The organism is Pseudomonas sp. CDFA 610, assembly GCF_021147865.1.
Lineage (GTDB): Bacteria > Pseudomonadota > Gammaproteobacteria > Pseudomonadales > Pseudomonadaceae > Aquipseudomonas > Aquipseudomonas alliivorans.
Map to the genome: position 1 here is coordinate 84,988 of NZ_JAGTPM010000015.1, position 24,623 is coordinate 109,610.

24 protein-coding genes are annotated in these 24,623 nt (G+C 60.0%); 16 read left to right on the top strand and 8 right to left on the bottom strand.

Translation table 11 applies throughout. The features are described from left to right. Positions 1-37 precede the first annotated feature (37 nt). Positions 38-805 carry a coniferyl-alcohol dehydrogenase gene (locus tag KDX39_RS24900; RefSeq protein WP_231662236.1) on the top strand — a complete coding sequence of 256 codons (768 nt, stop codon included), beginning with the start codon at positions 38-40 and terminating at the stop codon, positions 803-805. 85 nt (positions 806-890) lie between these two features. Continuing rightward, positions 891-1,838, top strand: coding sequence for a SphA family protein (locus KDX39_RS24905; protein WP_231662200.1), 948 nt, complete (start codon positions 891-893; stop codon positions 1,836-1,838). A gap of 67 nt (positions 1,839-1,905) precedes the next feature. Here KDX39_RS24905 and KDX39_RS24910 read toward each other — a convergent pair whose 3' ends face one another. Further along, positions 1,906-2,394 (bottom strand): MarR family winged helix-turn-helix transcriptional regulator, encoded by a 489-nt coding sequence (locus KDX39_RS24910; RefSeq protein WP_231662201.1) that lies wholly within the window; start codon positions 2,392-2,394, stop codon positions 1,906-1,908. Positions 2,395-2,602: 208 nt separating this feature from the next. Here KDX39_RS24910 and KDX39_RS24915 point away from each other — a divergent pair, with 208 nt between their 5' ends. The 5 genes from KDX39_RS24915 to KDX39_RS24935 all read left to right on the top strand — a co-directional run bounded on the left by KDX39_RS24915 (position 2,603) and on the right by KDX39_RS24935 (position 8,763). Continuing rightward, the gene (locus KDX39_RS24915; protein WP_004882372.1) at positions 2,603-3,433 is read left to right on the top strand and encodes a p-hydroxycinnamoyl CoA hydratase/lyase; all 831 of its coding nucleotides are present in this window, start codon (positions 2,603-2,605) and stop codon (positions 3,431-3,433) included. 100 nt (positions 3,434-3,533) lie between these two features. Further along, entirely contained in the window at positions 3,534-4,982 is a 1,449-nt protein-coding gene (locus KDX39_RS24920; RefSeq protein WP_231662202.1) for an aldehyde dehydrogenase, read from the top strand. Positions 4,983-5,157: 175 nt separating this feature from the next. Next, positions 5,158-7,020: a feruloyl-CoA synthase gene (locus tag KDX39_RS24925; RefSeq protein WP_231662237.1), complete on the top strand. Its 1,863-nt coding sequence runs from the start codon at positions 5,158-5,160 to the stop codon at positions 7,018-7,020. Continuing rightward, positions 7,017-8,252, top strand: a complete 1,236-nt coding sequence (locus tag KDX39_RS24930) for a thiolase family protein (RefSeq protein ID WP_231662203.1) — start codon at positions 7,017-7,019, stop codon at positions 8,250-8,252. Before KDX39_RS24925 ends, KDX39_RS24930 begins: the two co-directional genes overlap by 4 nt. A gap of 148 nt (positions 8,253-8,400) precedes the next feature. Continuing rightward, a complete protein-coding gene (locus KDX39_RS24935; protein ID WP_231662204.1) occupies positions 8,401-8,763 on the top strand; it encodes a hypothetical protein in 363 nt (120 codons plus the stop codon). Between the two features lie 16 nt (positions 8,764-8,779). On the opposite strand, the gene KDX39_RS24940 is transcribed toward KDX39_RS24935, so the two are convergent. Continuing rightward, on the bottom strand, positions 8,780-9,190 hold the full coding sequence (locus KDX39_RS24940; protein WP_231662205.1) for a RidA family protein: 411 nt from the start codon (positions 9,188-9,190) through the stop codon (positions 8,780-8,782). A 142-nt stretch (positions 9,191-9,332) separates the two neighbouring features. Here KDX39_RS24940 and KDX39_RS24945 point away from each other — a divergent pair, with 142 nt between their 5' ends. Then, the gene (locus KDX39_RS24945) at positions 9,333-10,250 is read left to right on the top strand and encodes a LysR family transcriptional regulator (protein ID WP_231662206.1); all 918 of its coding nucleotides are present in this window, start codon (positions 9,333-9,335) and stop codon (positions 10,248-10,250) included. Here KDX39_RS24945 and KDX39_RS24950 read toward each other — a convergent pair. Further along, positions 10,247-11,164, bottom strand: a complete 918-nt coding sequence (locus KDX39_RS24950) for a LysR family transcriptional regulator (protein WP_231662207.1) — start codon at positions 11,162-11,164, stop codon at positions 10,247-10,249. The two genes, KDX39_RS24945 and KDX39_RS24950, sit on opposite strands and share 4 nt — an antisense overlap. A 129-nt stretch (positions 11,165-11,293) precedes the next feature. Here KDX39_RS24950 and KDX39_RS24955 point away from each other — a divergent pair, with 129 nt between their 5' ends. From KDX39_RS24955 to KDX39_RS24965, 3 genes are all read left to right on the top strand, one after another. Beyond that, the gene (locus KDX39_RS24955) at positions 11,294-12,052 is read left to right on the top strand and encodes a 5-oxoprolinase subunit PxpA (RefSeq protein ID WP_231662208.1); all 759 of its coding nucleotides are present in this window, start codon (positions 11,294-11,296) and stop codon (positions 12,050-12,052) included. Positions 12,053-12,166: 114 nt separating this feature from the next. Continuing rightward, entirely contained in the window at positions 12,167-13,039 is an 873-nt protein-coding gene (locus tag KDX39_RS24960; RefSeq protein WP_231662209.1) for a 5-oxoprolinase subunit B family protein, read from the top strand. Beyond that, positions 13,036-14,010 carry a biotin-dependent carboxyltransferase family protein gene (locus tag KDX39_RS24965; protein WP_231662210.1) on the top strand — a complete coding sequence of 325 codons (975 nt, stop codon included), beginning with the start codon at positions 13,036-13,038 and terminating at the stop codon, positions 14,008-14,010. Before KDX39_RS24960 ends, KDX39_RS24965 begins: the two co-directional genes overlap by 4 nt. Before the next feature lie 4 nt (positions 14,011-14,014). Here KDX39_RS24965 and KDX39_RS24970 read toward each other — a convergent pair whose 3' ends face one another. Next, positions 14,015-14,653 carry a TetR/AcrR family transcriptional regulator gene (locus KDX39_RS24970; protein ID WP_231662211.1) on the bottom strand — a complete coding sequence of 213 codons (639 nt, stop codon included), beginning with the start codon at positions 14,651-14,653 and terminating at the stop codon, positions 14,015-14,017. 164 nt (positions 14,654-14,817) lie between these two features. Here KDX39_RS24970 and KDX39_RS24975 point away from each other — a divergent pair, with 164 nt between their 5' ends. From KDX39_RS24975 to KDX39_RS24985, 3 genes are all read left to right on the top strand, one after another. Beyond that, positions 14,818-15,606, top strand: a complete 789-nt coding sequence (locus KDX39_RS24975) for an SDR family NAD(P)-dependent oxidoreductase (RefSeq protein ID WP_231662212.1) — start codon at positions 14,818-14,820, stop codon at positions 15,604-15,606. A gap of 63 nt (positions 15,607-15,669) precedes the next feature. Next, positions 15,670-16,053, top strand: a complete 384-nt coding sequence (locus tag KDX39_RS24980) for a hypothetical protein (RefSeq protein WP_231662213.1) — start codon at positions 15,670-15,672, stop codon at positions 16,051-16,053. Between the two features lie 49 nt (positions 16,054-16,102). Next, positions 16,103-17,104 (top strand): NADP-dependent oxidoreductase, encoded by a 1,002-nt coding sequence (locus KDX39_RS24985; protein WP_231662214.1) that lies wholly within the window; start codon positions 16,103-16,105, stop codon positions 17,102-17,104. A 40-nt stretch (positions 17,105-17,144) separates the two neighbouring features. Here the strand turns inward: KDX39_RS24985 and KDX39_RS24990 are convergent, their stop codons facing one another. Together KDX39_RS24990 and KDX39_RS24995 are read right to left on the bottom strand one after the other, a co-directional pair. Next, positions 17,145-18,419: a glucarate dehydratase family protein gene (locus tag KDX39_RS24990; protein ID WP_231662215.1), complete on the bottom strand. Its 1,275-nt coding sequence runs from the start codon at positions 18,417-18,419 to the stop codon at positions 17,145-17,147. Positions 18,420-18,438: 19 nt separating this feature from the next. Beyond that, positions 18,439-19,782, bottom strand: a complete 1,344-nt coding sequence (locus KDX39_RS24995) for an MFS transporter (protein WP_231662238.1) — start codon at positions 19,780-19,782, stop codon at positions 18,439-18,441. 139 nt (positions 19,783-19,921) lie between these two features. Here KDX39_RS24995 and KDX39_RS25000 point away from each other — a divergent pair, with 139 nt between their 5' ends. Both KDX39_RS25000 and KDX39_RS25005 read left to right on the top strand, forming a co-directional pair. Continuing rightward, a complete protein-coding gene (locus tag KDX39_RS25000) occupies positions 19,922-20,824 on the top strand; it encodes a LysR substrate-binding domain-containing protein (protein ID WP_231662216.1) in 903 nt (300 codons plus the stop codon). Between the two features lie 151 nt (positions 20,825-20,975). Continuing rightward, positions 20,976-21,659, top strand: coding sequence for an ATPase (locus KDX39_RS25005; RefSeq protein ID WP_231662217.1), 684 nt, complete (start codon positions 20,976-20,978; stop codon positions 21,657-21,659). Between the two features lie 15 nt (positions 21,660-21,674). Here the strand turns inward: KDX39_RS25005 and KDX39_RS25010 are convergent, their stop codons facing one another. Next, the gene (locus KDX39_RS25010; protein ID WP_231662218.1) at positions 21,675-23,438 is read right to left on the bottom strand and encodes a S8/S53 family peptidase; all 1,764 of its coding nucleotides are present in this window, start codon (positions 23,436-23,438) and stop codon (positions 21,675-21,677) included. A 122-nt stretch (positions 23,439-23,560) separates the two neighbouring features. Beyond that, positions 23,561-24,565: a nucleoside hydrolase gene (locus tag KDX39_RS25015; protein WP_231662219.1), complete on the bottom strand. Its 1,005-nt coding sequence runs from the start codon at positions 24,563-24,565 to the stop codon at positions 23,561-23,563. Positions 24,566-24,623: the final 58 nt, after the last annotated feature.

The window sequence follows — 24,623 nt, forward strand, 5'->3', positions numbered from 1 at the left end:
ACATAGGCTCAACCCACAACAACAAGAGTGCACGATGATGAACCTGAACAACAAAACCCTGATCGTGACTGGCGTGTCTTCCGGTATCGGTGCCGAAGTGGCGAGGCTGGCCCGCTTTCAGGGTGCCAAAGTAATCGGTGTTGACCGCCACGAACCGCAATTGACTCTGGATAGTTTTTTTCAGGCGGATCTTGGCGATCCCGCCAGTATCGATGCGCTGATCGAAAAACTGCCCGTGCAGGTCGACGCGTTGTGCAATATCGCAGGCGTGCCGGGCACCGCCCCGTCCGGGATCGTGGCGAAGGTCAATTACTTGGGGCTGCGTCATCTGACTCAGAGCTTGGTGCCGCGCATTGCACCGGGCGGCAGCATCGTGAATGTAGCCTCGGTTCTCGGCGCGCAATGGCCGGAACGCCTGGAACTGCACAAGGCGCTGGCGGCGACCGAAAGCTATGCCGAGGGCCAGGCGTGGCTGGCGGCCAACCCGGTGGCGCAGGAGACGTGCTATCAGTACTTCAAGGAAGCACTGATCGTCTGGACGTTCCAGCAGTCGCAGGCCTGGTTTCGCGATCAGTCGATACGCATCAACTGCGTGGCTCCGGGGCCTGTGTTCACACCGATTCTGGGAGATTTCGTCACCATGCTGGGTGAAGCGCGCATTGCCAGGGACGGTGCACGCATGAAACGTCCGGCCCAGGCCGATGAGGTCGCCGAGGTGATCGCATTTCTGTGTTCCGACGCGTCGCGCTGGATCAACGGCGTTAACCTGCCGGTGGATGGAGGATTGGCCGCCACTTACGTGTAGCACGAGTGGTTGATGCGACTCCGACGGCATGTCCGTGCTGTCGGGGGCTTTGAAAACAACAATAAAAAACCGAAGGAATTCCAGGATGCAGAAGTCTATCTTGCGTACCGTCGTGGCCGCAGCATTTGTCACCCTGTCATCAACCGCTCACGCGTATGACTTGCCTGGCCTCAATCTGGGCAATACCAGTTTCTACGATGGTTCTCCCGCCCCGGCCGGGCCGGGCTGGTACCTTGAGGAGTACGCCAACTTCGCCAAGGCCGACCGTTTCAATGACGTCAATGGCGATAAGTTGCAACTGCCCAGACAGGACGTGGAAGTGCTGGCGCTGACCACCCAGCTCATTTACCTCGCACCTCCTCTGGCCAATGGCTCGATGCCCGGTATCACGGCGATCAACACGTCGTTGGCGCATGTCGATGTCGATGACGGTCTGGGCAACTCGGCCCTCAGTTCCAGGGCCGGTTTTGGTGATTTGATCATCGGCCCGTTTCTGCAACTGCCGACGATTTCAAATGCCGATGGCAGCCCGCTGCTGACTCAACGGGTCGAGGCCGACATTGCGATTCCGGTTGGCTCTTACGACCGAAATCGCTCGATCAATCCCGGCAGCAATTTCTGGTCGTTCAACCCTTACTACGCCGCGACCTACTGGTTCTCACCGAAATGGTCGGCCAGCGGCCGTTTCATGTACCTGTGGAACGGCAAGAACGACGACCCGCAGGCAGGCTTCGGCAACGCCTCCGACACTCAGGCCGGACAGGCATTGCACGCAAACCTGACCTTGCAGTACGCCGTCAGCGAGCAATTTTCCGTTGGACTCAATGGCTACTGGCTCAAGCAGTTCACCGATACCCAGGTGGATGGGCATGACGTGAGTGGGCGCAAGGAGAAGGTCTGGGCCATCGGGCCGGGGTTTCTCTACGCGTTCAGCAAGGAAAACGTGCTGACGGTGAACAGTTACTTCGAGCAAGGCGCCGAGAACCGTACGGAAGGGAACAAGGTGGTGCTCAACTTCCTGCACAAGTTGTAAGCGCCGTTGTGAGCAGGGGCGCTCCAGTCAGACGTGCCGCCAGCGACAGTCGCTGGCGTGCCTGGCCTCAGGCCTGATAGACCTTTTTCAGCAGGCGCAGCAATTCCTCGCGCTCATGACTGTTCAAGGCCGACGTGGAATCCAGGTCGCTTTCCGCGGCGATCTGTTTCAGTTCCTTGAGCAGGGTTTCGCCTGTCTTGCTGAGAAAGATCCCGTAGGACCGCTTGTCCGGCTTACAGCGCAGGCGGACTGCCAGCGCACGGCTTTCCAGCTTGTTCAGAAGCGGTACGACCTGCGGCGGCTCGATGGCCAGCGCCCTGGCGAGATCTGCCTGCATCAGGCCAGGGTTCTTGTCGATGATCGCCAGCGCGGAGAACTGCGCGGGTCGCAGATCGTGACTGGACAAACGTGCGATGAGGTTCTGGAAAAGTTTGAGCTGTGCCCGGCGCATGGCGTAACCGATCAGGTCATCCAGTGCGGAGTCCATGGGCAACGACGCCTCGGTAACCTGTGCCGTGGTGGGGCAGAGGGTGGCGATGTCGGATGGCTTGGCCATTGAAAATCCAGTCCTTTTGGGTGATGAGCAATGTTTCCGGCAGTGTGCCGGTGTTAGCGAGCGAAGGCCATGGGCATTCACAGGTGTGACCAGCATATCTGAACGGAGTGCGGTAAATGTTAATTAACGTTAATAACAGTTAATTGACATAACTAATTTTCCGGTTTAGGTTTGATTCATCTTCCAATCAAAACAAGAGAGCACCACGATGAGCACGTACGAAGGCCGCTGGACCACCGTCAAGGTCGAAATCGAGCAGGGCATTGCCTGGGTCATCCTCAACCGCCCGGAAAAACGCAACGCCATGAGCCCGACCCTGAACAGGGAGATGATCGATGTGCTGGAGACGCTGGAGCAGGATCCTGAAGCCGGCGTGCTGGTTCTGACCGGTGCCGGTGATGCCTGGACGGCCGGTATGGACCTCAAGGAGTACTTCCGTGAAGTGGACGCCGGTCCGGAGATTCTTCAGGAAAAGATCCGTCGTGAAGCATCCCAGTGGCAGTGGAAACTGCTGCGCATGTACGCCAAGCCGACCATCGCCATGGTCAACGGCTGGTGCTTCGGGGGTGGTTTCAGTCCGCTGGTGGCGTGTGACCTGGCTATCTGCGCCGACGAAGCCACGTTCGGTCTCTCGGAGATCAACTGGGGCATCCCGCCGGGCAATCTGGTCAGCAAAGCCATGGCCGATACCGTGGGCCATCGTCAGTCGCTGTATTACATCATGACCGGCAAGACCTTCGATGGCCGCAAGGCTGCTGAAATGGGCCTGGTCAACGAAAGCGTGCCGTTGGCGCAACTGCGTCAGGTGACCATCGATCTGGCGCTCAATCTGCTTGAAAAAAACCCGGTTGTGCTGCGCGCTGCCAAGCATGGCTTCAAGCGCTGCCGCGAACTCACCTGGGAGCAGAACGAAGACTACCTGTACGCCAAACTCGATCAGTCGCGTCTGCTGGACAAGGAAGGCGGTCGCGAGCAGGGCATGAAACAGTTCCTCGACGACAAAAGCATCAAGCCAGGTCTACAGGCCTACAAGCGTTGACTCGCATCCTGCATGGCTCGCTATGCCGGATGACCTGTCGAGGCTAATGTGAACAAACGCTGCACTGCATTCCCGACAAATACAATAAAGAGGAATCATCATGCTGGACGTGCCCCTGCTGATTGGCGGCCAGTCGTGCCCCGCCCGCGACGGACGAACGTTTGAACGTTGCAATCCTGTGACCGGTGAAGTCGTTTCGCGCGTCGCTGCCGCCACCCTTGAAGACGCCGATGCTGCGGTCGCCGCTGCTCAGGCCGCGTTTCCCGCCTGGTCAGCGATGGCTCCGGGTGAGCGCCGTGCCCGTCTGATGCGTGCGGCGGAGCAATTGCAGGCGCGCAACGCCGAATTCATCGCTGCTGCTGCCGAGACCGGTGCGATGGCTGACTGGTACGGCTTTAACGTGAATCTGGCGGCCAGCATGCTGCGTGAAGCAGCGGCCATGACGACCCAGATCAATGGCGAGATCATTCCTTCCGATGTGCCCGGCAGTTTTGCCATGGCCCTGCGTCAACCCTGCGGTGTGGTGCTGGGTATTGCACCGTGGAATGCGCCGGTGATTCTGGCCACACGCGCCATCGCCATGCCGCTCGCCTGCGGCAATACCGTGGTGCTCAAGGCTTCCGAACTGAGCCCGGCCGTGCATCGCCTGATTGGTCAGGTGTTGCAGGAAGCGGGACTGGGCGACGGCGTGATCAATGTGATCAGTAATGCACCTGCCGATGCGCCGGCCATCGTTGAGCGGCTGATCGCCAACCCGGCGGTGCGCCGGGTCAATTTCACCGGTTCTACGCACGTGGGACGCATCGTTGGCGAACTCTCGGCCCGTCATCTGAAACCGGCCTTGCTGGAGTTGGGTGGCAAGGCTCCGTTTCTGGTGCTGGACGATGCCGATCTGGACGCTGCTGTAGAGGCCGCTGCATTCGGTGCCTACTTCAATCAGGGCCAGATCTGCATGTCTACCGAGCGCCTGATCGTAGATAGGAAAGTGGCCGATGCGTTTGTCTCGAAACTGGTGGCCAAGATCGGAACGCTGCGTGCCGGCTCTCCTGACGACAGTACGTCGGTGCTGGGCTCGCTGGTCGCTGTCGATGCTGGAACGCGCATCAAGGCGTTGATCGACGATGCTGTCAGCAAGGGCGCGAAGCTGATTGCGGGCGGACAGCTCCAGGGCAGCATCCTGCAGCCCACCTTGCTGGACGATGTCAACGGCAGTATGCGTCTGTACCGCGAAGAATCCTTCGGGCCTGTTGCGGTGATGATTCGTGGGGACGGCGATGAGGAGCTGCTGCGCCTGGCCAACGACTCGGAGTTCGGCCTGTCGGCAGCGATTTTCAGTCGCAACACTGCCCGCGCTCTGGCGCTGGCGCAACGGGTCGAATCGGGCATTTGCCACATCAACGGGCCTACCGTCCATGACGAAGCGCAAATGCCGTTTGGTGGGGTCAAGTCCAGTGGTTATGGCAGTTTTGGCGGCAAAGCGTCGATCGAGCACTTCACTCAGTTGCGTTGGGTGACATTGCAGAACGGGCTGCGGCACTACCCGATCTGAAGCTGTTCACGTCCACCCGGCTGTCCCGGAACGGGGCGCTGCGGTGACCAGTCAGGCATACCAACAACAAGGCCGCAGCCAGCCGCTGCAACGCCTGCCACGAACCGCCGTGTGCCGTTCGGTGCACGCGTGCCTTGACGGAGAGACGCTCGTGAGTTCCAAACCCAGACCCTCAATGTCGCACATCGAAATCAATCCGCCACGCTACCGTCAGGTGAGCATTGGCCATCCTGCCGTTGAAGTACGCGAGGAGCAGGGCATTCTGCACATGCGGTCGCTCCAACCTCTGGCCGAGTTGCCCAAGCGTTTGCTTGACCGGCTGGTGCACTGGGCCAACGTTCGTCCGCAACAGACCTTCCTCGCCGCCCGCGACAGCCTGGGTGGCTGGCGCACGGTCAGCTACGCCGAGATGCTGGACAGCGTGCGCGCCATTGCGCAAAGTCTGCTCAAGTACGGGTTATCGGCCGAAAAGCCGCTGGCGCTGCTCTCGGGAAACGACATCGAACACCTGCAGATTGCCTTGGGAGCGATGTACGCCGGCATTCCCTATTGTCCGGTATCGCCTGCCTATTCCGTGCTGTCCCAAGATCATGCCAAATTGCGCCACGTTTGCGAGGTATTGCAGCCGGGGCTGGTGTTCGTCAGCGATGCCGAGCCATTTCAACGCGCCATCGACGCGGTGATTCCCGCCGACACGCCAGTCATTACGGTGCGCGGCCAGCTTGAGGGACGATCCCGGATCCGGTTCGACAGCCTGCTGGCACGCCCCGGCGGCGCGGAAGCCGAGGCAGCATTCGACACTACCGGGCCGGACAGCATCGCCAAGTTCCTATTTACTTCCGGCTCGACCAAGTTGCCCAAGGCCGTGGTCACGACGCAACGCATGCTCTGCGCCAACCAGCAAATGCTGCTCCAGACCTTTCCGGTGTTCGGTGAAGAGCCTCCGGTGCTGGTGGACTGGCTGCCGTGGAATCATACATTTGGTGGCAGCCATAACGTCGGCATCGTGTTGTACAACGGCGGTACGTTCTATCTGGACAACGGCAAACCCACGGTTCAAGGCTTCGCCGAAACCCTGCGCAATCTCAAGGAAATCTCGCCGACTGCTTATCTGACCGTGCCCAAGGGCTGGGAGGAACTGGTCCATGCGCTGGAGCAGGACGCCGAACTTCGCGACCGCTTCTTTTCGCGCATGAAACTGTTCTTCTTCGCCGCCGCCGGGCTGTCGCAAAGCATCTGGGACCGCCTGGATCGTGTCGCCGAGCAGCATTGCGGCGAGCGGATCCGAATGATGGCCGGGCTGGGTATGACCGAAGCTGCGCCGTCCTGCACCTTTACCACAGGACCGCTGTCCATGGCCGGTTACATCGGCCTGCCAGCACCGGGCTGTGAAGTTCGGCTGGTGCCGGTGGATGGCAAGCTGGAAGGCCGCTTTCGTGGACCGCACATCATGCCGGGCTACTGGCGCTCGCCGCAGCAGACCGCCGAGGTGTTCGACGAAGACGGGTTTTACTGCTCCGGTGACGCGATCAAGCTCGCCGACCCCGAAGCGCCCGAGCTGGGATTGATGTTCGACGGACGGCTGGCGGAGGATTTCAAACTGTCTTCCGGGGTTTTCGTCAGCGTCGGCCCGATGCGCAACCGCGCGGTACTCGATGGTTCGCCCTATGTGCAGGATGTGGTCATCGCCGCACCGGACCGCGAATGCCTTGGTGCTCTGGTTTTCCCGAGGCTTTACGACTGTCGCCAGCTTTCGGGACTGAGTGCCGATGCCAGTGACCGCGAGGTCCTCGCCAGCGCACCGGTTCGCCAGTGGTTCTCAGACTGGCTGGCCCGCTTGAACCGCGATGCCACCGGTAACGCCAGTCGTCTTGAGTGGATCAGCCTGCTGGTCGAGCCTGCGTCGATTGACCGTGGAGAAATCACCGACAAGGGCTCGATCAATCAGCGCGCAGTGTTGCAGTGGCGTGCGTCAATAGTCGACGCGCTGTATCGCGGCGAGGAACCTGACGTGTTGCGTGCCGGCCCCTTGAAATGAGCGGGCAGTATTCGGTCTTCAGCGACGTGGCGATCATCGGGGCGGTGCGCACGCCCTGGGTCGATCTGAGCGGTGCGCTGGCGCAGGTTTCGCCGATCGATCTGGGAATCAAGGTCGGCCGCGAAGTCCTGGCTCGGGCCGGTATCCAGGCGGGGCGGGTCGATACCGTGCTGGCCGGATCAATGGCACAGGCCAGTTTTGACGCCTACCTGCTGCCCAGGCATATCGGCTTGTACAGTGGCGTGGCGCAGAGCGTTCCTGCACTGGGCGTGCAGCGCATCTGTGCGACCGGTTTCGAACTGTTGCGCCAGGCGGCGCTGCATCTGGGCTCGGGTGGACAACTGGCGCTGTGTGTTGCGGCCGAATCGATGTCGCGCAACCCGATTGCCGCCTATACCCATCGCGGCGGTTTTCGCCTGGGAGCAGGTGTGCAGTTCAAGGATTTTCTCTGGGAAGCGCTATACGACCCGGCACCCGACATGAACATGATCGCCACCGCCGACAACCTCGCACGGCGCCACGGCATTACGCGTGAGCAAGTGGATGGCTACGCGCATTTGAGCCATGAGCGAGCGCTTCAGGCTCAGGTCAGCGGCAGGTCGAGCGCAGAAATCGTGGCCGTCACGCCTGAGCCGTTCGCGCTGGACGGTTATCAGTCCAGAGCCATCGCCTTGCCTCGCGGCGTGGACAGTGTGTCGCAAGACAGCCATCCCCGCGCTACCCACTTGGCGGCTTTGTCGCGGCTGCGCTCCATCCATGTCGGCGGTGTGCAGACCGCAGGCAACAGTTGCGCGGTGGTAGACGGGGCGGCAGCGGCACTGGTTGGCAAGATCTCGCAAGCGGATGGCCCGGTGCTCGCGCATCTGCTGGCCAGCGCCGTGGTGGGTGTGCCTCCCGAATTCATGGGCATCGGCCCGGCACCGGCCATTCGGTTGCTGCTGCAGCGCAGCGGCTTGAAGCTCAGCGACATCGGGCGTCTGGAAATCAACGAAGCGCAGGCCGCTCAGGTGCTCGCCGTTGTCCAGACGCTGGAACTCGATACGGACCGTTTGAATGTCCACGGCGGGTCGCTTGGCCTCGGGCATCCCCTGTCCGCAACCGGCTTACGTCTGGTCATGACCCTGGCTCGCCAGTTGCGCGAAGAAAACCTGCGCTACGGCATCGCTGCCGCCTGTGTCGGTGGTGGGCAGGGCATGGCGTTGCTGATCGAGAATCCCGACTTTGAAGGTTAGCGTTTCCGTGACCCGCAGAGCCCCTCAAAAAAACCGCTCCGGGGCCCGCAGGCCACGGTTTTCATGGCGCTTATCATACCTTTATATAGCTTGACCAAACGCTGGCGAAGCGCGAATCTCGCAGGCTCAGACAACACGGATTGCATCCATGCGTACCCTTGCCGAACTTTCTTTCGATTTTATCTGGCATTTGATGTTCACGGATGAGGGTCAACTCGAGCAGGATCTGGCGGTCCGGATGCTTGAAAATACGTGTGATCACCTGATGAAAATGTCGGATGAAGAGAGAAGGGCGTTCATTACCGTAGCGATTCGGCGTCGAGCCCTATGGCTGGCTGACTGTGAAGCCAGCTCTCATTCGGTCAGGCAACGTGTTGCTGACGAACAGAAGCAGTTTCTCGATGATGTGATATCCGGTCAGTTCTTCAGCCAGTTCGAAGAGCCGACGATCCCCGACGACCATGACCGTGTCGTGCCTATGCGCAGTTATCGAAAAGGCGGCCAGCGCTAGTCTGGCCGCTGCTTGCTCAATCAGTTCCCCCGCCTTCAGGCAGTTTTGCAACCACCTTGATTTCGAACTCGAAGCCATAAAGCCAGGTGACGCCGACGGCAGTGACCGTCGGGTAGGGCGCCTGCCCCCAGTACTGCGGCACGACGGTGTTCCAGATGTGCTCGAACTTATGGGCTGGGTCGACGATGAACAAGGTGACGTCCTGGACATCAGCGAACGTGCAGCCAGCCGCCTCCAGTACGGCGTTCAGGTTACGAAAAGCGAGTTGCACCTGCTTGTCCGGATCGGGTTCCGGCGACCCGTCCTCGCGGCTGCCGACCTGACCTGAAACAAACAGAAGGCCGTTGGCGCGCACCGCTGGCGAATAGCGATTGCGTTCATAAAGGGCCTGACGGCCTGCCGGGAATACCACGTCGCGTTGTGTCATGAGCTTTCTCCATTCACAAGCCGAGATGACCTGCTGTTCAAGATGGATCGACTTTAGGTGCTTGCAACGGCCGGATAAACGCGCAACTGTAGTCATCACTGTTTGGGAATCCCAAACAATAAGACACCAACACGGGGCGATAATGGATCGGTTCGATGCGATGCAGGCGTTTGCGCGAGTGGTGGAGACCGGCAGCTTCACCAAGGCTGCAGGTACGTTGCACATGAGCAGGACCAGCGTGACGCAACTGGTGCAGCAGCTTGAGGCACGTCTGCGCGTCAAGCTGCTCAACCGCACCACGCGCAAGGTCAACGTCACGGCCGATGGTGCTGCGTATTACGAGCGCGTAATCCAGTTGCTGGCGGACATGGATGATGCAGAGACCAGTCTGTCCAGCGCCGCCGCATTGCCGCGGGGCCGATTACGGGTCGATGTGCCCAGCCCTTTTGCCAGCCTTCTACTGATGCCTGCCTTGCCTGCCTTTCACGCACGTTATCCCGACATCCAGATCGACCTGGGCGCCAGTGACCGCGTCGTCGATCTGGTTCGAGAGAACGTGGACTGCGTGCTGCGCGGCGGTGAGATCACCGATCAATCGCTGATCGCGCGACGCGTCGGCGATCTGCGGTTGGGTGTCTACGCAACGCCAGGTTATCTGGAGCGTAAGGGGCTGCCGACCCATCCAAAGGACCTCGAGAACTCGCATCACCGTATTGTCGGCTATCTGTGGGCGCGTACCGGCAAGGCACTGCCTTATGCCATGCACCGTGGCGAGGAAAGTGTTCATGTCCACGGTCGTTACGTGTTGGCAGTGGACGACGGCAACGCCTATCTGGCTGCCGGGCTGGCAGGAATGGGCATCATCTGGCTTCCCGACTACATGGCACTTCCTCACCTGGCCAGGGGGGATCTGGTGCCGTTGTTCGAAGACTGGCGTCTGGATTCGATGCCGATGTACGTGGCGTTTCCGCCAAACCGGCATGTGAGCGCCAAGGTCCGGGCCTTTATCGATTGGATCGCCGAGCTGATGGCCGAGCATGCGCCGGTCAATGCGCGTTAACGGCGTGCCGACAGTTGTTGCGGGGCCAGAAAGGCGTCATGAAAGTACTGACGAAATGCCTGCATCGCCGGACTGAACGCCCGCTCGCGGTGCCAGGCGAGCCCCACGCTCATGGGGGTGACCTTGTCGGTCACCGTCATGGTTTCGATGCGCTTGCCTTCGAGCGACCAGGGCCTGTGCACCAGATCCGACAGGATTGCCACGCCGCTCCCGTTGGCGACCATGCTGCGCACCGCCTCGACCGAACTGGTGCGCACCCGTACATTGGGTTTCTGACGGGCCATTTCCCAATAACGCATCGCACTCTGCTCGGCTTCATCGACGGTCAGCAGGATGTACGGTTCTCTGGCAACGTCGGCAAGGCTCACCACATCACGCTGGCACAGCGGATGATGGCTGGGCAGCCACAGACGACGCTCCGAATTGAACAGCGTTTCGGAAACGATATCCGGATGGGTGATGTTTTCGGTGAGCACCACTGCCATGTCGAAACAGCCTTCCAGCAAACCTTGTTCGATGGCCTGGCGTTCTTGCTCATGGACCTGAATCGAAACGTCCGGGTGCCAGTGTTCCAGCCGTTGCAGGTGATGGGGCAGGAAGTAGCCGATCACGGTGTAACTCGCGGCCAGACGCAGCAGTCCGCTGGCACGCACGTCAGGCAACGGGCTGTTCAAGGCATCGTCGACGCTGCGAAGGATCACATAGGCGCGGTTGAGAAAATGCCGCCCGGCGTCGGTCAGCGTCATGCCCTGTGCCGAGCGCTGGAACAGCAGGCTGCCCAGGATGTGCTCCAGTTCCTTGATCGCTGTCGTCACGGCTGACTGGGAAATATTCAGGTGAATGGCCGCCTGGGAGATCTGGCCGATCTCTGCGGTGGCGACAAAATAGCGAATCTGGCGAAGGGTGAGAGACATCGACTTTCCTTCAGGCAGTCCATCTGATTTATAGATAAAGGGGTATCTGTTAATAGATCTACCCAAGGGGTCATGAGGAATCTAACGTTGTCCGAGTCAGATCGCAATTTCATGTCAGGAGGGTGCGACATGCGGACAGTCGATTTCAATTCGGACATGGGTGAGAGCTTCGGCTCCTGGACCATTGGTGATGGTGTTGACACCGAACTCATGAAATTCATCAGTTCTGCCAACGTGGCCACCGGCTTTCATGCGGGCGACCCCGGCACCATGCGTCGCACGGTCGAGCAGGCCAAACGCCTCGGGGTGGCCGTCGGGGCGCATCCGGGGTTTCACGACCTGGTCGGGTTCGGCCGTCGCCATATTCAGGCTCCTGCGCAGGAACTGGTGGACGACATGCTTTACCAACTGGGCGCCTTGAGAGAGATCGCTCGTGCCCAGGGTGTAACGTTGCAACATTTTAAACCCCACGGTGCGCTTTACATGCACCTGGCCCGCGACGAGGAAGCGGCCCGTCTGCTGGTCGAAAATCTGCAGCGTGTTGAGCCGGCGCTGTTGCTGTACTGCATGCCGGGCTCGGTCATCTGCAGGATCGCTCAAGAGCTGGGGCAGCCGGTCATTCGTGAATTTTACGCCGACCGGGCTTACGATCTCAGCGGTTCGATCGTGTTTACCCGCAACGTACAGGCTTACGATCCGGCGAAGGTCGCCGCACGCGTGCTACGTGCCTGCCAGCAGGGCGTGGTGCGTACGGTCGAGGAAGAAGACCTGCCCATCGAGTTCGATTCCATCTGCCTGCACAGCGATACGCCAGGCGCGCTGGATCTGGCCGAAGCCACACGCAGGGCGCTGGACAACGCCGGTATCCTGGTGAAAGCGCCCCGTTGACCATGCAAGGACACCGGCACACAGATGCCGGGTCCCGTTACCGTTCGCCTGCCGTTCTCCAACCCATCCAAGAGGAACAGACATGGCCGACTATCAACTCAGCGGAGGCCGGGCATGAACGATCCGATTCGCTACAGTTTCGGTGCCGACGAACACCTGTTTGCCGAAGTCAGCGAAAGCATGTCACTGGAAGCCTTTTTCAAGGGCATGGCGGTGACCCGCGCCGTGGAACGTCTGCAACTGGACGGTGTGCTGGACGTGTGTCTGGCCAATGCGTCGTTTCAGATCCGTTTCGACCCGGACCGGATCGAGCCCCATGCCTTACTTGATGCCGTCAGAACCGCCGAAGCCGGCGCGGTCGCAGAGCGCACCCTGAAGACCCGAATCATCGAAATTCCGGTGCTTTACAACGATCCCTGGACCCATGAAACCCTGATGCGATTTCGCGACCGTCATCAGGACCCGAGCGCGACAGATCTGGAGTACGCGGCGCGAATCAATAACCTGGCCGATGTCGATGCGTTCATCGCCGCTCACAGTGGCGCACCCTGGTTCGTGTCGATGGTGGGTTTCGTGGCCGGGCTGCCGTTCATGTTCCAGATGGTCGAGCGCAAGCGCCAGTTACAGGTTCCCAAATACCTGCGTCCGCGTACCGACACGCCCAAACTGACCCTCGGGCACGGCGGCTGCTTTGGGTGTATCTATTCGGTGCGCGGCGCCGGTGGTTATCAGATGTTCGGTGTCACGCCAGCCCCGATCTACGATCCGCAGCAGCAACTGGCTTACCTGAAAGAGCACATGGTGTTTTTCAGGCCCGGCGATATCGTTCAATTCAAGCCCATTGACCGTGAGGCTTACGACCTCGCAGTCGCCGAAGTGGACGCGGGTCGTTTCGACCTGCGGATCCGTCCGGTCGAGTTCTCTCTCGACAGCTTTCTCGCCGATCCGGCCGGTTATCCGGCTTCGCTGCAGGAGGTGCTTGCATGATCAAGGTACTTAAACCGGGACTGGCCACATCGGTCCAGGACCTGGGCCGCGAAGGGTATTACCATTTGGGTATTCCGCCCTCCGGCGCACTTGACCAGTACGCGCTCAGTGCTGCCAACCAACTGGTCGGCAACCCGCCAGGCGCTGCAGGGCTGGAATGCACTCTCGTCGGGCCCGAGCTTGAATTTCAAGAGGATGCATTGGTGGCAGTATGTGGCGCGCACATGACGCCTCGGCTGGATGGCGTTGACATGCATCACGACACCGCCTTCGCGGTGAGAGCGGGGCAGGTGCTGCGTTTCGACTTTCCCAAGGACGGCGCTCGTGCTTATGTGGCCGTGGCAGGCGGTATTGATGTGCCATTGGTGCTGGGCAGTCGCTCAACCTATACGCTGGGCGCGCTGGGCGGTTTTGAAGGGCGACGCCTGGCTGCGGACGATCAGTTGGCCATCGGCGTGCCCAGTGGCAAAGGCCGGGCGGGAGCGAGTCTGCCGATGGCCTTGCGTCAGTCTCTGGGCGGTGAGGTGTATCTGCGCGTGGTGCCGGGGCTGTATTACGAGCGCCTGACGGAGTACGCGGCGACCAGCTTTTTTTCCGAATCCTGGACGGTCGGTTCCGAGGCGGACCGTATCGGCTATCGCTTCAAAGGCGGCAAGGCACTGACGTTCCAGCCACGCGAGCAACCGTTCGGTGCTGGCTCCGACCCCTCCAACATTGTCGACAGTTGCTATCCGATCGGCTCGATTCAGGTGCCAGCCGGGCTTGAACCCATTGTGCTGCACCGCGACGCGGTGTCCGGCGGCGGTTACGCCATGATCGGTACGGTAATCAGCGCCGACCTCGACCTGATCGGGCAGATGCAACCCAATCAGAAGGCGCGTTTTGTTGCCGTTACCCTTGAAGACGCCTTGCAGGCTCGCAAGTCGTACAAAAAGAAACTGGCGTGCCTGAGCAGGCTATTCGCATCCTGATGCATCAGGCGTTACGGGCAGCCGGCTTAAAATCGCCGGCCTCTTCCTGGCTGACGGAAGACGTGTCTTCAGACAAGTTTTCAGCCTGGACGAGCATCGTTGCCCGGCAGGCTTCAAGGATGTCGTCTGCCAGTGTCGAGTCGTTCGGCACGGCGCGGGACAACATGACTGCGCCGACCGCATGGGCCAGCATGTCCAGCAGCGCCAAGCGTGAAGCCTTGGGGTCAGCGTCCTGCTGTGCCGCCGCGTCAGGCATCAGGTTGTTCAGCAGCTGTTCAATGCCATTGGCGAAGGTGTTTTTAACGTCGTCGGACTGGCGCGATGCATCGCCGCCAAGGGCGGCCATCGTGCAGCCGGTTGCAATGTCGTCGCGGTGTTCCCGACTCAGGTAGTACTCAAGGAAGCGCGCAGGGCTGACGCCCGCTGACTGCTCCACGATTTTCGACATGCTGCAGGCAGCCGCTTCAGCCATCAGGTCGGACTTGGACCCGAAGTGCTTGTAAAACCCGCCATGGGTGAAGCCTGCAGCGGCCATCAGATCCGCCACTCCAATCCCGTCATACCCATGCTTGCGAAACTGCACCGATGCCGTTTCGACAATGTGGGCGCGGTTCGCTTGTGCCTGCGCTTTGGTGACCCTCATGAGATGCCTCTATATCTGTGCGATCCAATATGCCTGCACTATAGCATTGATGTTAACCATCATTAAAGTTGTTGACGAATAAGATGCTGATCATCATCATTGTGGCAGGCCCAGGCAATTACCTTCTGGGCACCTCAATGATTCTTCTGCAAGAGAGCACTCACATGACCGCACTTCCTTCTGTTCTCATCACCGGCGCATCCACTGGCATTGGCGCTGTCTACGCCGACCGTTTCGCAAGTCGCGGTCATGATCTGGTTCTGGTCGCCCGCGACAAGGCGCGTATGGAAACGCTCGCAGTACGCCTGCGTGAAGAGCACGGGGTTGCCGTCGACGTGCTGCAGGCTGATTTGACCCGCAATGAAGACCTGACCGCTGTCGAAACACGTCTGCGCGATGACGCCAGCATCGGTGTCCTCATCAATAATGCCGGTGTTGCGCAGAGCGGTGGTTTTCTGGACCAGACGCCTGCCAGCATCGATCAACTGGTTACCCTCAACACCACCGCGCTGACGCGGCTGGCCAGCGCCATTGCGCCACGGCTGGTGCAGGCGGGCGAGGGCGCCATTGTCAACATCGCTTCCGTTGTGGGCCTTGCACCTGAGTTCGGCATGTCGATTTATGGCGCCACCAAAGCCTTCGTCGTGTTCCTGTCCCAAGGCATGAGTCTGGAACTGGCGGAAAAGGGCGTTTATGTACAGGCCGTGCTGCCGGCCGCAACCCGTACCGAGATCTGGGGACGTGCCGGCATCGACATCAACACCCTGCCGGACATCATGGAAGTGCACGACCTGGTGGATGCAGCACTGGTCGGCTTTGACCGTCGCGAACCGATCACCATCCCTCCGCTGCGTGACGATGCGCGCTGGGATGCCCTGCAGGCGGCGCGTCAGGGACTGCTGGGCGACATCCGTCAGGCCGAGGTTGCGCAACGGTATCAGACCGCCCCCTGATGCCGTCGTACTGGATAGACCGCACGTTCCATTTGCCAGCCATCAACATGTGAGTAAACAGCCATGAAGTTTCGTCATCTCGTGGTGACCAGCGCCATTGTGTTCTGGGCGCTTGCCGTTGCCTGGATGTTGATGCCTGCGCAGATGCTGGCGAATTGGGGTGTGGGTTTTTCCAGTGAGGCCGGGCTGGTCAGTCGTCGCGCAGCCGCTTTGTATCTGGGCGTTGGCGTGATGCTTTTTCTGGCCAGAGACGCCGGGCCTTCGGTTGCACGTTCGGCGTTGGTCGCAGGCTTTGTCACAGCCTGCCTGACTCTCGCCGCACTTGGCGTCTTCGAACTGCTTTCAGGGCATGCCAATCCGGGGATTCTGGCGGCGGTGGCGATCGAAATACTGTTTTCACTGGCCTTCCTGTTTGTTCAGCACCGTGAAAGACACCACGTGCAATGACACTACGTATGCAGCCAAGCCATTTGCATTTAAAGAGAATTGAACACCCATGAAAGCATTCATCATCGACCGTTATGGAAAAAAGGAAATCGGTCGGATTGGCGATCGGCCCGATCCTGGCATCGGACAAACCGACGTGTTGATCCAGATTCATGCGGCAAGCGTGAACATGCTGGACGTCAAAATCCGCAATGGCGAATTCAAACCGATTCTGCCTTACAAGCTGCCACTGGTGCTGGGTAACGATGTGGCGGGCGTCGTGGTGGCGGTCGGGCCAGACGTCAAAGGCTTCAAGCCCGGTGATGAAGTGTATGCGCGTCCCGAGCAGGAACGCATGGGCAGCTTCGCCGAGCTGATATGCCTGGACGAGGAGTCTGTCGCGCTCAAACCGGCACACCTCACCATGGTGCAGGCGGCATCCATTCCGTTGGTGGCGCTGACCGCCTGGCAAGTGCTGGTGGAAACCGCGAAGGTGAAGAAAGGCCAGCGCGTGTTGATCCACGCAGGTTCAGGCGGCGTCGGCACCATTGCCATCCAGCTCGCCAAGCACCTCGGTGCCTTCGTCGCAACCACCACCAGCACTCATAATGTCGAGTGGGTCAAGGCGCTGGGTGCCGATGTAGTGATCGACTACAAGACCCAGCAGTTCGAAAGTCTGCTGCAGGGCTATGACGTGGTGCTGAACAGCCTGGGCAGTGACGAACTGGAGAAGTCGCTCAACGTGCTGAAACCGGGCGGGCATCTGATTTCCATCTCCGGCCCGCCCACCCCGGCATTTGCTGAACAGCAGAAACTCAACGGGGTGCTGAAGCAGGTCATGCGCCTGTTGAGTTACGGCATCCGCAAAAAGGCCCGCAAACAGGGCGTTGCCTACAGCTTCGTGTTCATGCGGGCCAGCGGCGCTCAGCTCAAGGAAGTCACCAGATTGATCGAGGCAGGGATCATCAAGCCGATTCTGGACCGTACTTTTGCGTTCCATCAGACCGCCGATGCACTGGCGTATGTGGAGCAGGGAAGGGCCAAGGGCAAGGTCGTGGTGCAGCTGAGGTGATCAGGCCCCGGAGGACGGGGCCGTCCGACTTGACTGCCGCTCAATAACGAGGCTTTAGCGCCTTCCAGTCAGGCTTGTACTTCTGCATCTGCTTCACGTCATTGCGCTGGCGGATACCGCAACTCAGGTATTGGTCGTTCAGCTTGCCGAGCTGGTCGTAGTCCAGTTCAAGCCCCAGGCCCGGTTCGCGGGTCAGCTTCACGCAGCCGTCGACGATAGGCAACTTGCCGCCTTTGATGACTTCCTCGTCCGGCTCCTGCCACGGGTAGTGCGTGTCGCAGGCGTAGTCGAGGTTGGGCACAGAGGCGGCGACGTGGGTCATGGCCATAAGGCTGATGCCCAGGTGCGAGTTGGAGTGCATCGACACGCCCAGCCCGAACGTGGCGCACATTTTCGCCAACGCCTGGGTGTCGCGCAGGCCGCCCCAGTAATGATGGTCGGCGAGTACGATCTGCACGCTGTTCAACGCAACGCTGCGACGGAATTCGTCGAAGTCGGTGACCACCATGTTGGTCGCCAGCGGCAGGCCGGTCCGTTTGTGCAGTTCGGACATGCCATCCAGGCCGGGCGTGGGGTCTTCGTAGTACTGCAGATCATCGCCCAGCAATTCGGCCATGCGGATCGAGGTCTCCAGTGACCAGTTGCCGTTGGGGTCGATACGCAGCGGGCAGCCGGGGAAGGCTTTCTTCAGCGCCTTGATACAGGACACTTCATGCTCCGGTTCCAGCGCGCCCGCCTTGAGCTTGATGCTCTTGAAACCGTAAGCCTCGATCATGCGCCGGGCCTGAGCCACGATCTGCTCTTCGTTCAACGCTTCGCCCCAGCTGTCCGGTGCGTAAGGTGAGTCGGCGTGCTGTGCGTACTTGAAGAACAGGTAAGCGCTGAACGGCACCTGATCGCGAACTGCGCCACCGAGCAGGTCCACCAGCGGCACGTTGATCGAGCGTGCCTGCAGATCAAGAAACGCCACTTCGAAAGCCGAATAAGCGTTGCTGACGGCTTTGCTGGCGTGAGAGCCGGGGGCCAGTTCCGCACCGGCCAGGCTCGCCGGCTTGTGGGCAGCCACAGTGGCCTGAACGATGCTGCGTAACTGGCTCAGGTTGAACGGGTCGAGGCCGATCAACTGGTTCTGTACCTGTTGCTGAATCGCCAGTGCCGGAGCATCGCCATAACTTTCGCCCAGGCCGATGTAACCGTTGTCGCTCTCGATTTCGATAATCGAGCGCAGCGCGAAGGGTTCGTGTATGCCACTGGCGTTGAGCAGAGGCGGATCGCGAAAGGCGATGGGGGTGACGGTGACACGGATGATTTTCAAAGGGCTGTCTCCCGGTTGATCAGGGTTTGAGGCTTGAGCGGGGGCCGAGCGGGGCGTTCGAGTGCAATATCGCCGGCTCAGCCCTGGATGGGCGGCTCGCATCACCTTTCGGCGTGGTGCGGGCAAAGAAGATCACGATGGCCGCCAGCAGCGAGGTGGCCGCCAGCCCATAAAGACCCCCTTGAATGGAGCCGGTGGTCTGCTCCAGAAAGCCAAACGCGGTGGGCGCAACGAAACCGCCCAGGTTGCCGATGGAGTTGATCAGCGCAATCACTGCGGCGGCGATGCGCGCGTCCAGATACCCCTGTGGAATGGGCCAGAACAGCGCCGACGCTGCCTTGAAGCCGATCGCAGCAAAGCAGATGGCGACGAAGGCGAAGACCGGCCCGCCGGTGGTCGACATGAACATGCCGAACGCGGCGATCACCAGTGTTACAGCGACCCACGCCTGCTGATGCTTGAAGCGCGCCGCCAGGGCTGCAAAGCCGTACATGGCGACAATCGAGATCAGCCAGGGCACCGAGTTGAATAGCCCGACCTCGAAGTCGCTCAGGCTGCCCATCTTGCGAATCATGCTCGGCAGCCAGAACGTGGCGCCATAGATCGTCAGGGCCACCGAGAAGTAGATGAAACAGAACAGCACGATCTGCCGATCCGCCAGCAATTTGAACACCGAAGGCCGTATGGTTTGGGTGGCTTCGCGAGCGCGTTGCTCCTCGGCTATGGCGTTGACCAGCGTGGTCTTTTCTTCATCGGTCAGCCATTTGGCTTCGTGAGGGTGCGACTGCAGCCAGAACCAGACGAAACCGCACAGCACAATCGAGGCAAAACCTTCGATCAGAAACATCCACTGCCAGCCATGCAGGCTCAGGCCGCTGATGCCCAGTAACGCGCCGGACAGCGGGCCGGAAATCACCGAGGCGATGGCCGAACCGCTCAGAAACAGCGCCATGGCCTTGCCGCGGTCACTGGCGGGCAGCCACTGGGTGAAGTAATAGATGATCCCCGGAAAGAAACCCGCCTCGGCAGCCCCCAGCACAAAACGCAGCACGTAGAAGCTGGTTTCACCCTGTACGAAGGCCATGGCCATGGCGGCCGCGCCCCAGGTAAACATGATGCGGGTCAGCCAGGCACGTGCGCCGTAGCGTTGCAGCAGCATATTGGAGGGCACTTCAAACAACGCATAGCCGACAAAAAACAGACCCGCGCCCAGCCCATAGGCGGCTGCGCCGATGCCCAGATCGGTTTCCAGATGGCTGCGCACAAAGCCGATGTTGACCCGGTCGATGTAATTTACGATGAACATCACCACGAACAGCGGAAGCACGTGGCGCTTCACCTTGCTGGCCGCACGGGCAAGCACCGTGGGATCCGAAGCGTGAGGGACGGTATTCAAGAGGCAACTCCCGTTCATTGTTTTTTTGGGGATGAGCCGATCATGGACGCTGGGATTATTCCCGTCTAATCTAGATATTGATTTGATTGATACCTGGAATGAATCAATGTTCGAGCTGGCCCAACTGCGCTGTTTCACCACGGTCGCCACGGAATTGAATTTCCGAAGAGCAGCCGAACGTCTGAACATGACCCAGCCGCCGCTGAGCCGGCAGATCCAGTTGCTCGAGCACAACCTGGGGGTCGAACTGTTCACGCGCAGCACTCGCAGCGTGGCGCTGACGGCCGCAGGGCGGGCATTTTTCCTCGAGGCGCAGACACTGCTGGAGCGCGCCCAGCAGGCAGCCATTTCGGCCCGGCGCTTCGCTGAAGGCGATATCGGCTCGGTGACCATCAGCTTCGTCGGCAGCGCGGTTTACGAATTTCTGCCCAGGGTAATCGCCGAGGCGCGGCTCAATCAGCCTCAGGTCAAGATATCCCTCACCGAAATGAATACCTATCAGCAGCACGAAGCGCTCAGGGCGCGGCGCATCGATCTTGGCATCGTGCGTGCGCCTTTGTTTCAACCGGGCTACGAGACCGAGTGTCTGGTGCGCGAGCCGTTCGTGCTCGCGGTACCGGGCAACCATCCGCTTGCCGGGGCTTCGTCGGTCGCGGTTGAAGATCTGGATGGCGCACCTTTCCTGATGTACTCGCACTCGGCCTATCCGCCGTTCAACGAGCTGCTGACCGGGATGTTTCGTTCGGCCCGCGTTGCCCCGGACTATGTGCAGTGGCTCGGCTCGTCGCTGACCATTCTGGCGCTGGTCAACGCTGGAATGGGCCTGGCGCTGGTGCCGCGCTGCGCGACCAATGTGGTATTCAAGGATGTGGTGTTTCGCGACATCGACCTGGGCGAGGGTGTGCAGAGTGAGCTGCATCTGGTCTGGCGGACCGACAATGACAATCCGGCCTGCATGATGTTGCTCGAAGCCATTCGGGCTGCGGTGAAGGTTGATATGAATATTTGAAGTTATTTGTGCCGAAGACGCGTGTAGTTCATGGCCGTCTACTATCATTCGTTCAATCGATAGTCACCATCAAGAAAGGCAAGTTCTGTTTTTTCGGCAAAGGAGGAGGATGGCGTCATAGCCACTTGCTCCATACAGAAGGAAACGAACGATGAACATTTTCAACCTGCTGACGTTTGTCGCTGTCTTGATCAGTGCGCCCCTGGCCACGTCGTCCGTTTCCGCTGCCACCCACCTCGATGACGCTCAGGCCTGCCATTTCCAGCCGGTAGCGGACAGCCCTGCCAGCCTTCAGCATTCGCAGTCGGTCGGTGTGCTGTACAGCGAAAACACGGTCAGTAACCTGGAGTATCTGACCAACTATCATGCCGTTGCCCAGCGCTCTGCCCGAAACCCTGCACTGGATTCCCGTATTCGTGACGCCTTCATCAACAGCTCCGACCCGAAGCTGGCCATCGACTGGCTCACCGGCTCTCTGAAGAAAGAGTTCGCCTCGGTGACCGTCTATGACAACCTCGACGCGGTGATGCAGGCGCGGCCTGACGTGGTGGTGATGCTCGACACTTACAATCAACTGGTGAGCAAGCGCAACAATCAGGTGCAAGCGCGTTATCTGGCCCGGTTCTACGATGCCAATCTGCAGTACATCGGCAAGGCAGAGGGCGCAACCGGTCAGGCAATGCCTTCGGTCTGGGTGAAGGGCAAGGCCGCCCCTGAAATCGCCGCGCAGATCGACCAGCAGCGCGAATTGCAGGTCACCGCCCTGAAGCAGTTCGATGCCTCGCTCAAGGCGCTGGTCATGCAGGCTGAGCGGGATCAGGTGGCTGCAAACTGATCCCCGCCGGATAATTCATCTCACGCGATCAAGGCTCTGTACCGTAAGGTCCAGAGCCTTTTGCATGTCCAGGCGCGCCGAGCGACCCACGTCCTTGTCATGCAGCTTGAATTCCCGCTCGGACGGCAAAATTGGCGCAGTCAGGTCGTCGGCGCCCACCGGTTCGAAGTCATAGTTGCTGCCGATGGTCATGGCGCTACGGCGCAACAGCATGCGGATCTGCTCGGGGGTGAGCCTGGGGTTGATCGACAGCATGGCAGCCACCATGCCCGTGACCATGGGCGTAGCGTAGGAAGTGCCGCAATGCACCGCGCCCTGTTCGCCAGCCTTGGCCGTTGACGCCCGTGTACAGGCGGATGCCATGATGTCGACGCGCATATCCACGTTTGAAGACGCGCGCTTCTCGACGTAGGCCGGGTCATCGACGGCGACGTTATCGCGCTCGGTCCGCTGATGGCCGCCCACGACCAGCAGTTGATCCGTGATGAAGGAGGAGGGCAGTCGGTATTCGTCAGTGCTCGAGAAGGACGACCCGTTACCTGCCGAGTTCACCACCAGCACATCGGGGTGCTTTTCGCGCAGCCAGAGAAAGAACTCCTCCAACAGCTCTTCATAGCCGGACATCGCCAGCCCCGAGCGGATCAGCGAGTCAACGTCATCCCCTTGAATATTCTTCGCTCCGATCCGGTGAATGCCCCAGCTCCAGTTCAACACCCTGACGCCGTCTTCGACCAGGTTGACCGAGGCTGCCACGTTGGCAGCGATGCCTGCGTCGGAGTTGCGATCCACGATCACATCGAAGCCCTGGCTCGCGCCGTCCAGCGATCTGAGAAAACCCGTGTTGCCGCCTTCTGCGGTATCGGCCGCCAGAATGCCGGTCACGGTGGTGCCATGACCGTCAGGCCTGCGAGCGTCCCGGGCAAACACACAGGTGCGGGGTGCGCCGCTGTGACAGTCGCCTCGATAATCGGCAAAGTCCGGGGTATCGAAGTCGACGTTGCGTTCGATGATACCGATGCGAATCGGCACCGGCTTGATGGGAGACACCTTGCCGGGAATCCGGCGCTGGTAGTAATTGACGGCATCCATGAAACGGTTGGCGGTCCATTGCTCGCGCGTCGGCTTTTCCTGTTTGCCGTCCGAAGGCGGCGCCTCGCTTTCAGCGGCTTCGGCCTGGGATTCTTCGATGACGACGGCGTCGACACTGACCTCGCTGCCCATGCGCAGCACCATGGCATCGCGCTCCACCAGATTCTTTACCGGCAAGCGCAACTGCCAGGTATTGAGCGGTGCAATCGAGCCGACGACGGTAGCGCCGAATTTCCGGGCAATCCTCTGTGCTTCTTCGCGGCCGTCGAAACGCTCCTCGATGATCAGGCTGATCAGGTTCACATAGGTGGTCAGCCCGTCCATGTTTTTCGCGACTTCATCCGGTGTGGCGGCCAGCACATGACTGCCTGCCATGCTCAGCCAGACCGCGTTGCTGCCAGTACCGCCCTGTTGCAGCCAGAGCGGGCCGCTCTGCCAGTCGGCAGAGTTCAACTGCACCCGCAGACGGTCGCCGTCGCGCTGGATGGCGCTGTCGGGCAGGGTCTTGCCGCCCAGTCTGATTTCAACCGGGCCCTTGCCCATGCCTTTTGCGTTGAGACAGAACGTCTGCTGTTGGCGGTCGAGCAGGTCGCCACAACGTTGCAGGCGCTCGATGCGCAGCGTGTCGTCGGCGAAAGCGAGCGATGAGCAAGTCAGGGTGGCAGCGACAAGTAGAGTACGGCTGAACATGCGGAAATCCTGAGCAGGGCGTGAAGTAGCCTTCTGACTGCCGGGCGTCGTACATGGTTCAGGGCTGCCAGGGCCAGCCTGTTGCCGTGCCCGTGCAGTGCGATCGGGCACGGCGCTTGCCGTCAGCCCAGAGGAAGGTTGATCACTTGCGCAAAGTTGTTGGCGAAAGCGGTTTGCGATACGCCGGTCACGAACGAGACAGGCCTTGAGCCGCCGTCATTGACGATAATCTGACCACAGTGGTTGTCTTGATCGGAACGGGTAGTGTCGACCGACAGATACTCGGCATTGGTTTTGGTTGCGCTAATACCACCTGCCATCAGCAAGGTCGCCAGTGGGTCGAAGATAGGCACCGGCAGATTACCTTCGGCGTGCGTGCCGGACTTGGCCTCAAGCACTTTACGCACCAGTGTCGCTACCGGATCGGTCGCGGTGATTCGTTTCGAGTAGCCAGGGTCGAGGATCACCTGATTGCATGCGTCCAGCGGCACCAGCGTGAGGGGCAGCGTCGAGCCGAATACCGTGTCGGCCGCCACGGCGTCCACAAATACATTCCACTCTGCATAATAATTGCTGGAATAAGCCGGACCCTGATCCCATTCAGGTTTCGCATTGTTCAAACCTGCTACGTTGCCGTCAACATAAACGGCACCCGCCATTGCATAAATACTGTCGATGTTGGCGAAGTCGTTCGGATTTGTGCTCAGCGACAACATCTTTGCAATGTTGGTAAAGCCACCCAGCGAAAGAATCGTGACCGGCACCGGGCTGTGCGTGATTGTTTCAAACAGAAATGTCCAGGCGGGCGTTTCGCAAAGCACTGGAAGTTGTACAGGGTTCAACGTTCCCAGCAGACCCATGACGTCGTTCATGTCGTTCTTGAAGTCCTGTGGAAAACGGTAGTCATACGCCGTCGGTATATCCGTGCCGCAGGCAACGACAGCATCAAGCCGGTTGCCGATGCCCAGCAGATGCCGGGCGATGATCACGCCCCAGTTCAGATCGGTTTCGCCACAGCCGGTGACCGTGATGCCGACGATGTCGATATCCGGACGTTTCATCAGGTAGGCAATGGACAGGACATCGTCCCAGCCCATATCGGTGTCGATAATAACTTTCCTGTTCATGTTACTTCTCCATGTACTTCGTAAAAGAGCCAGGAATGGCACTCAGGGACTGAAAACA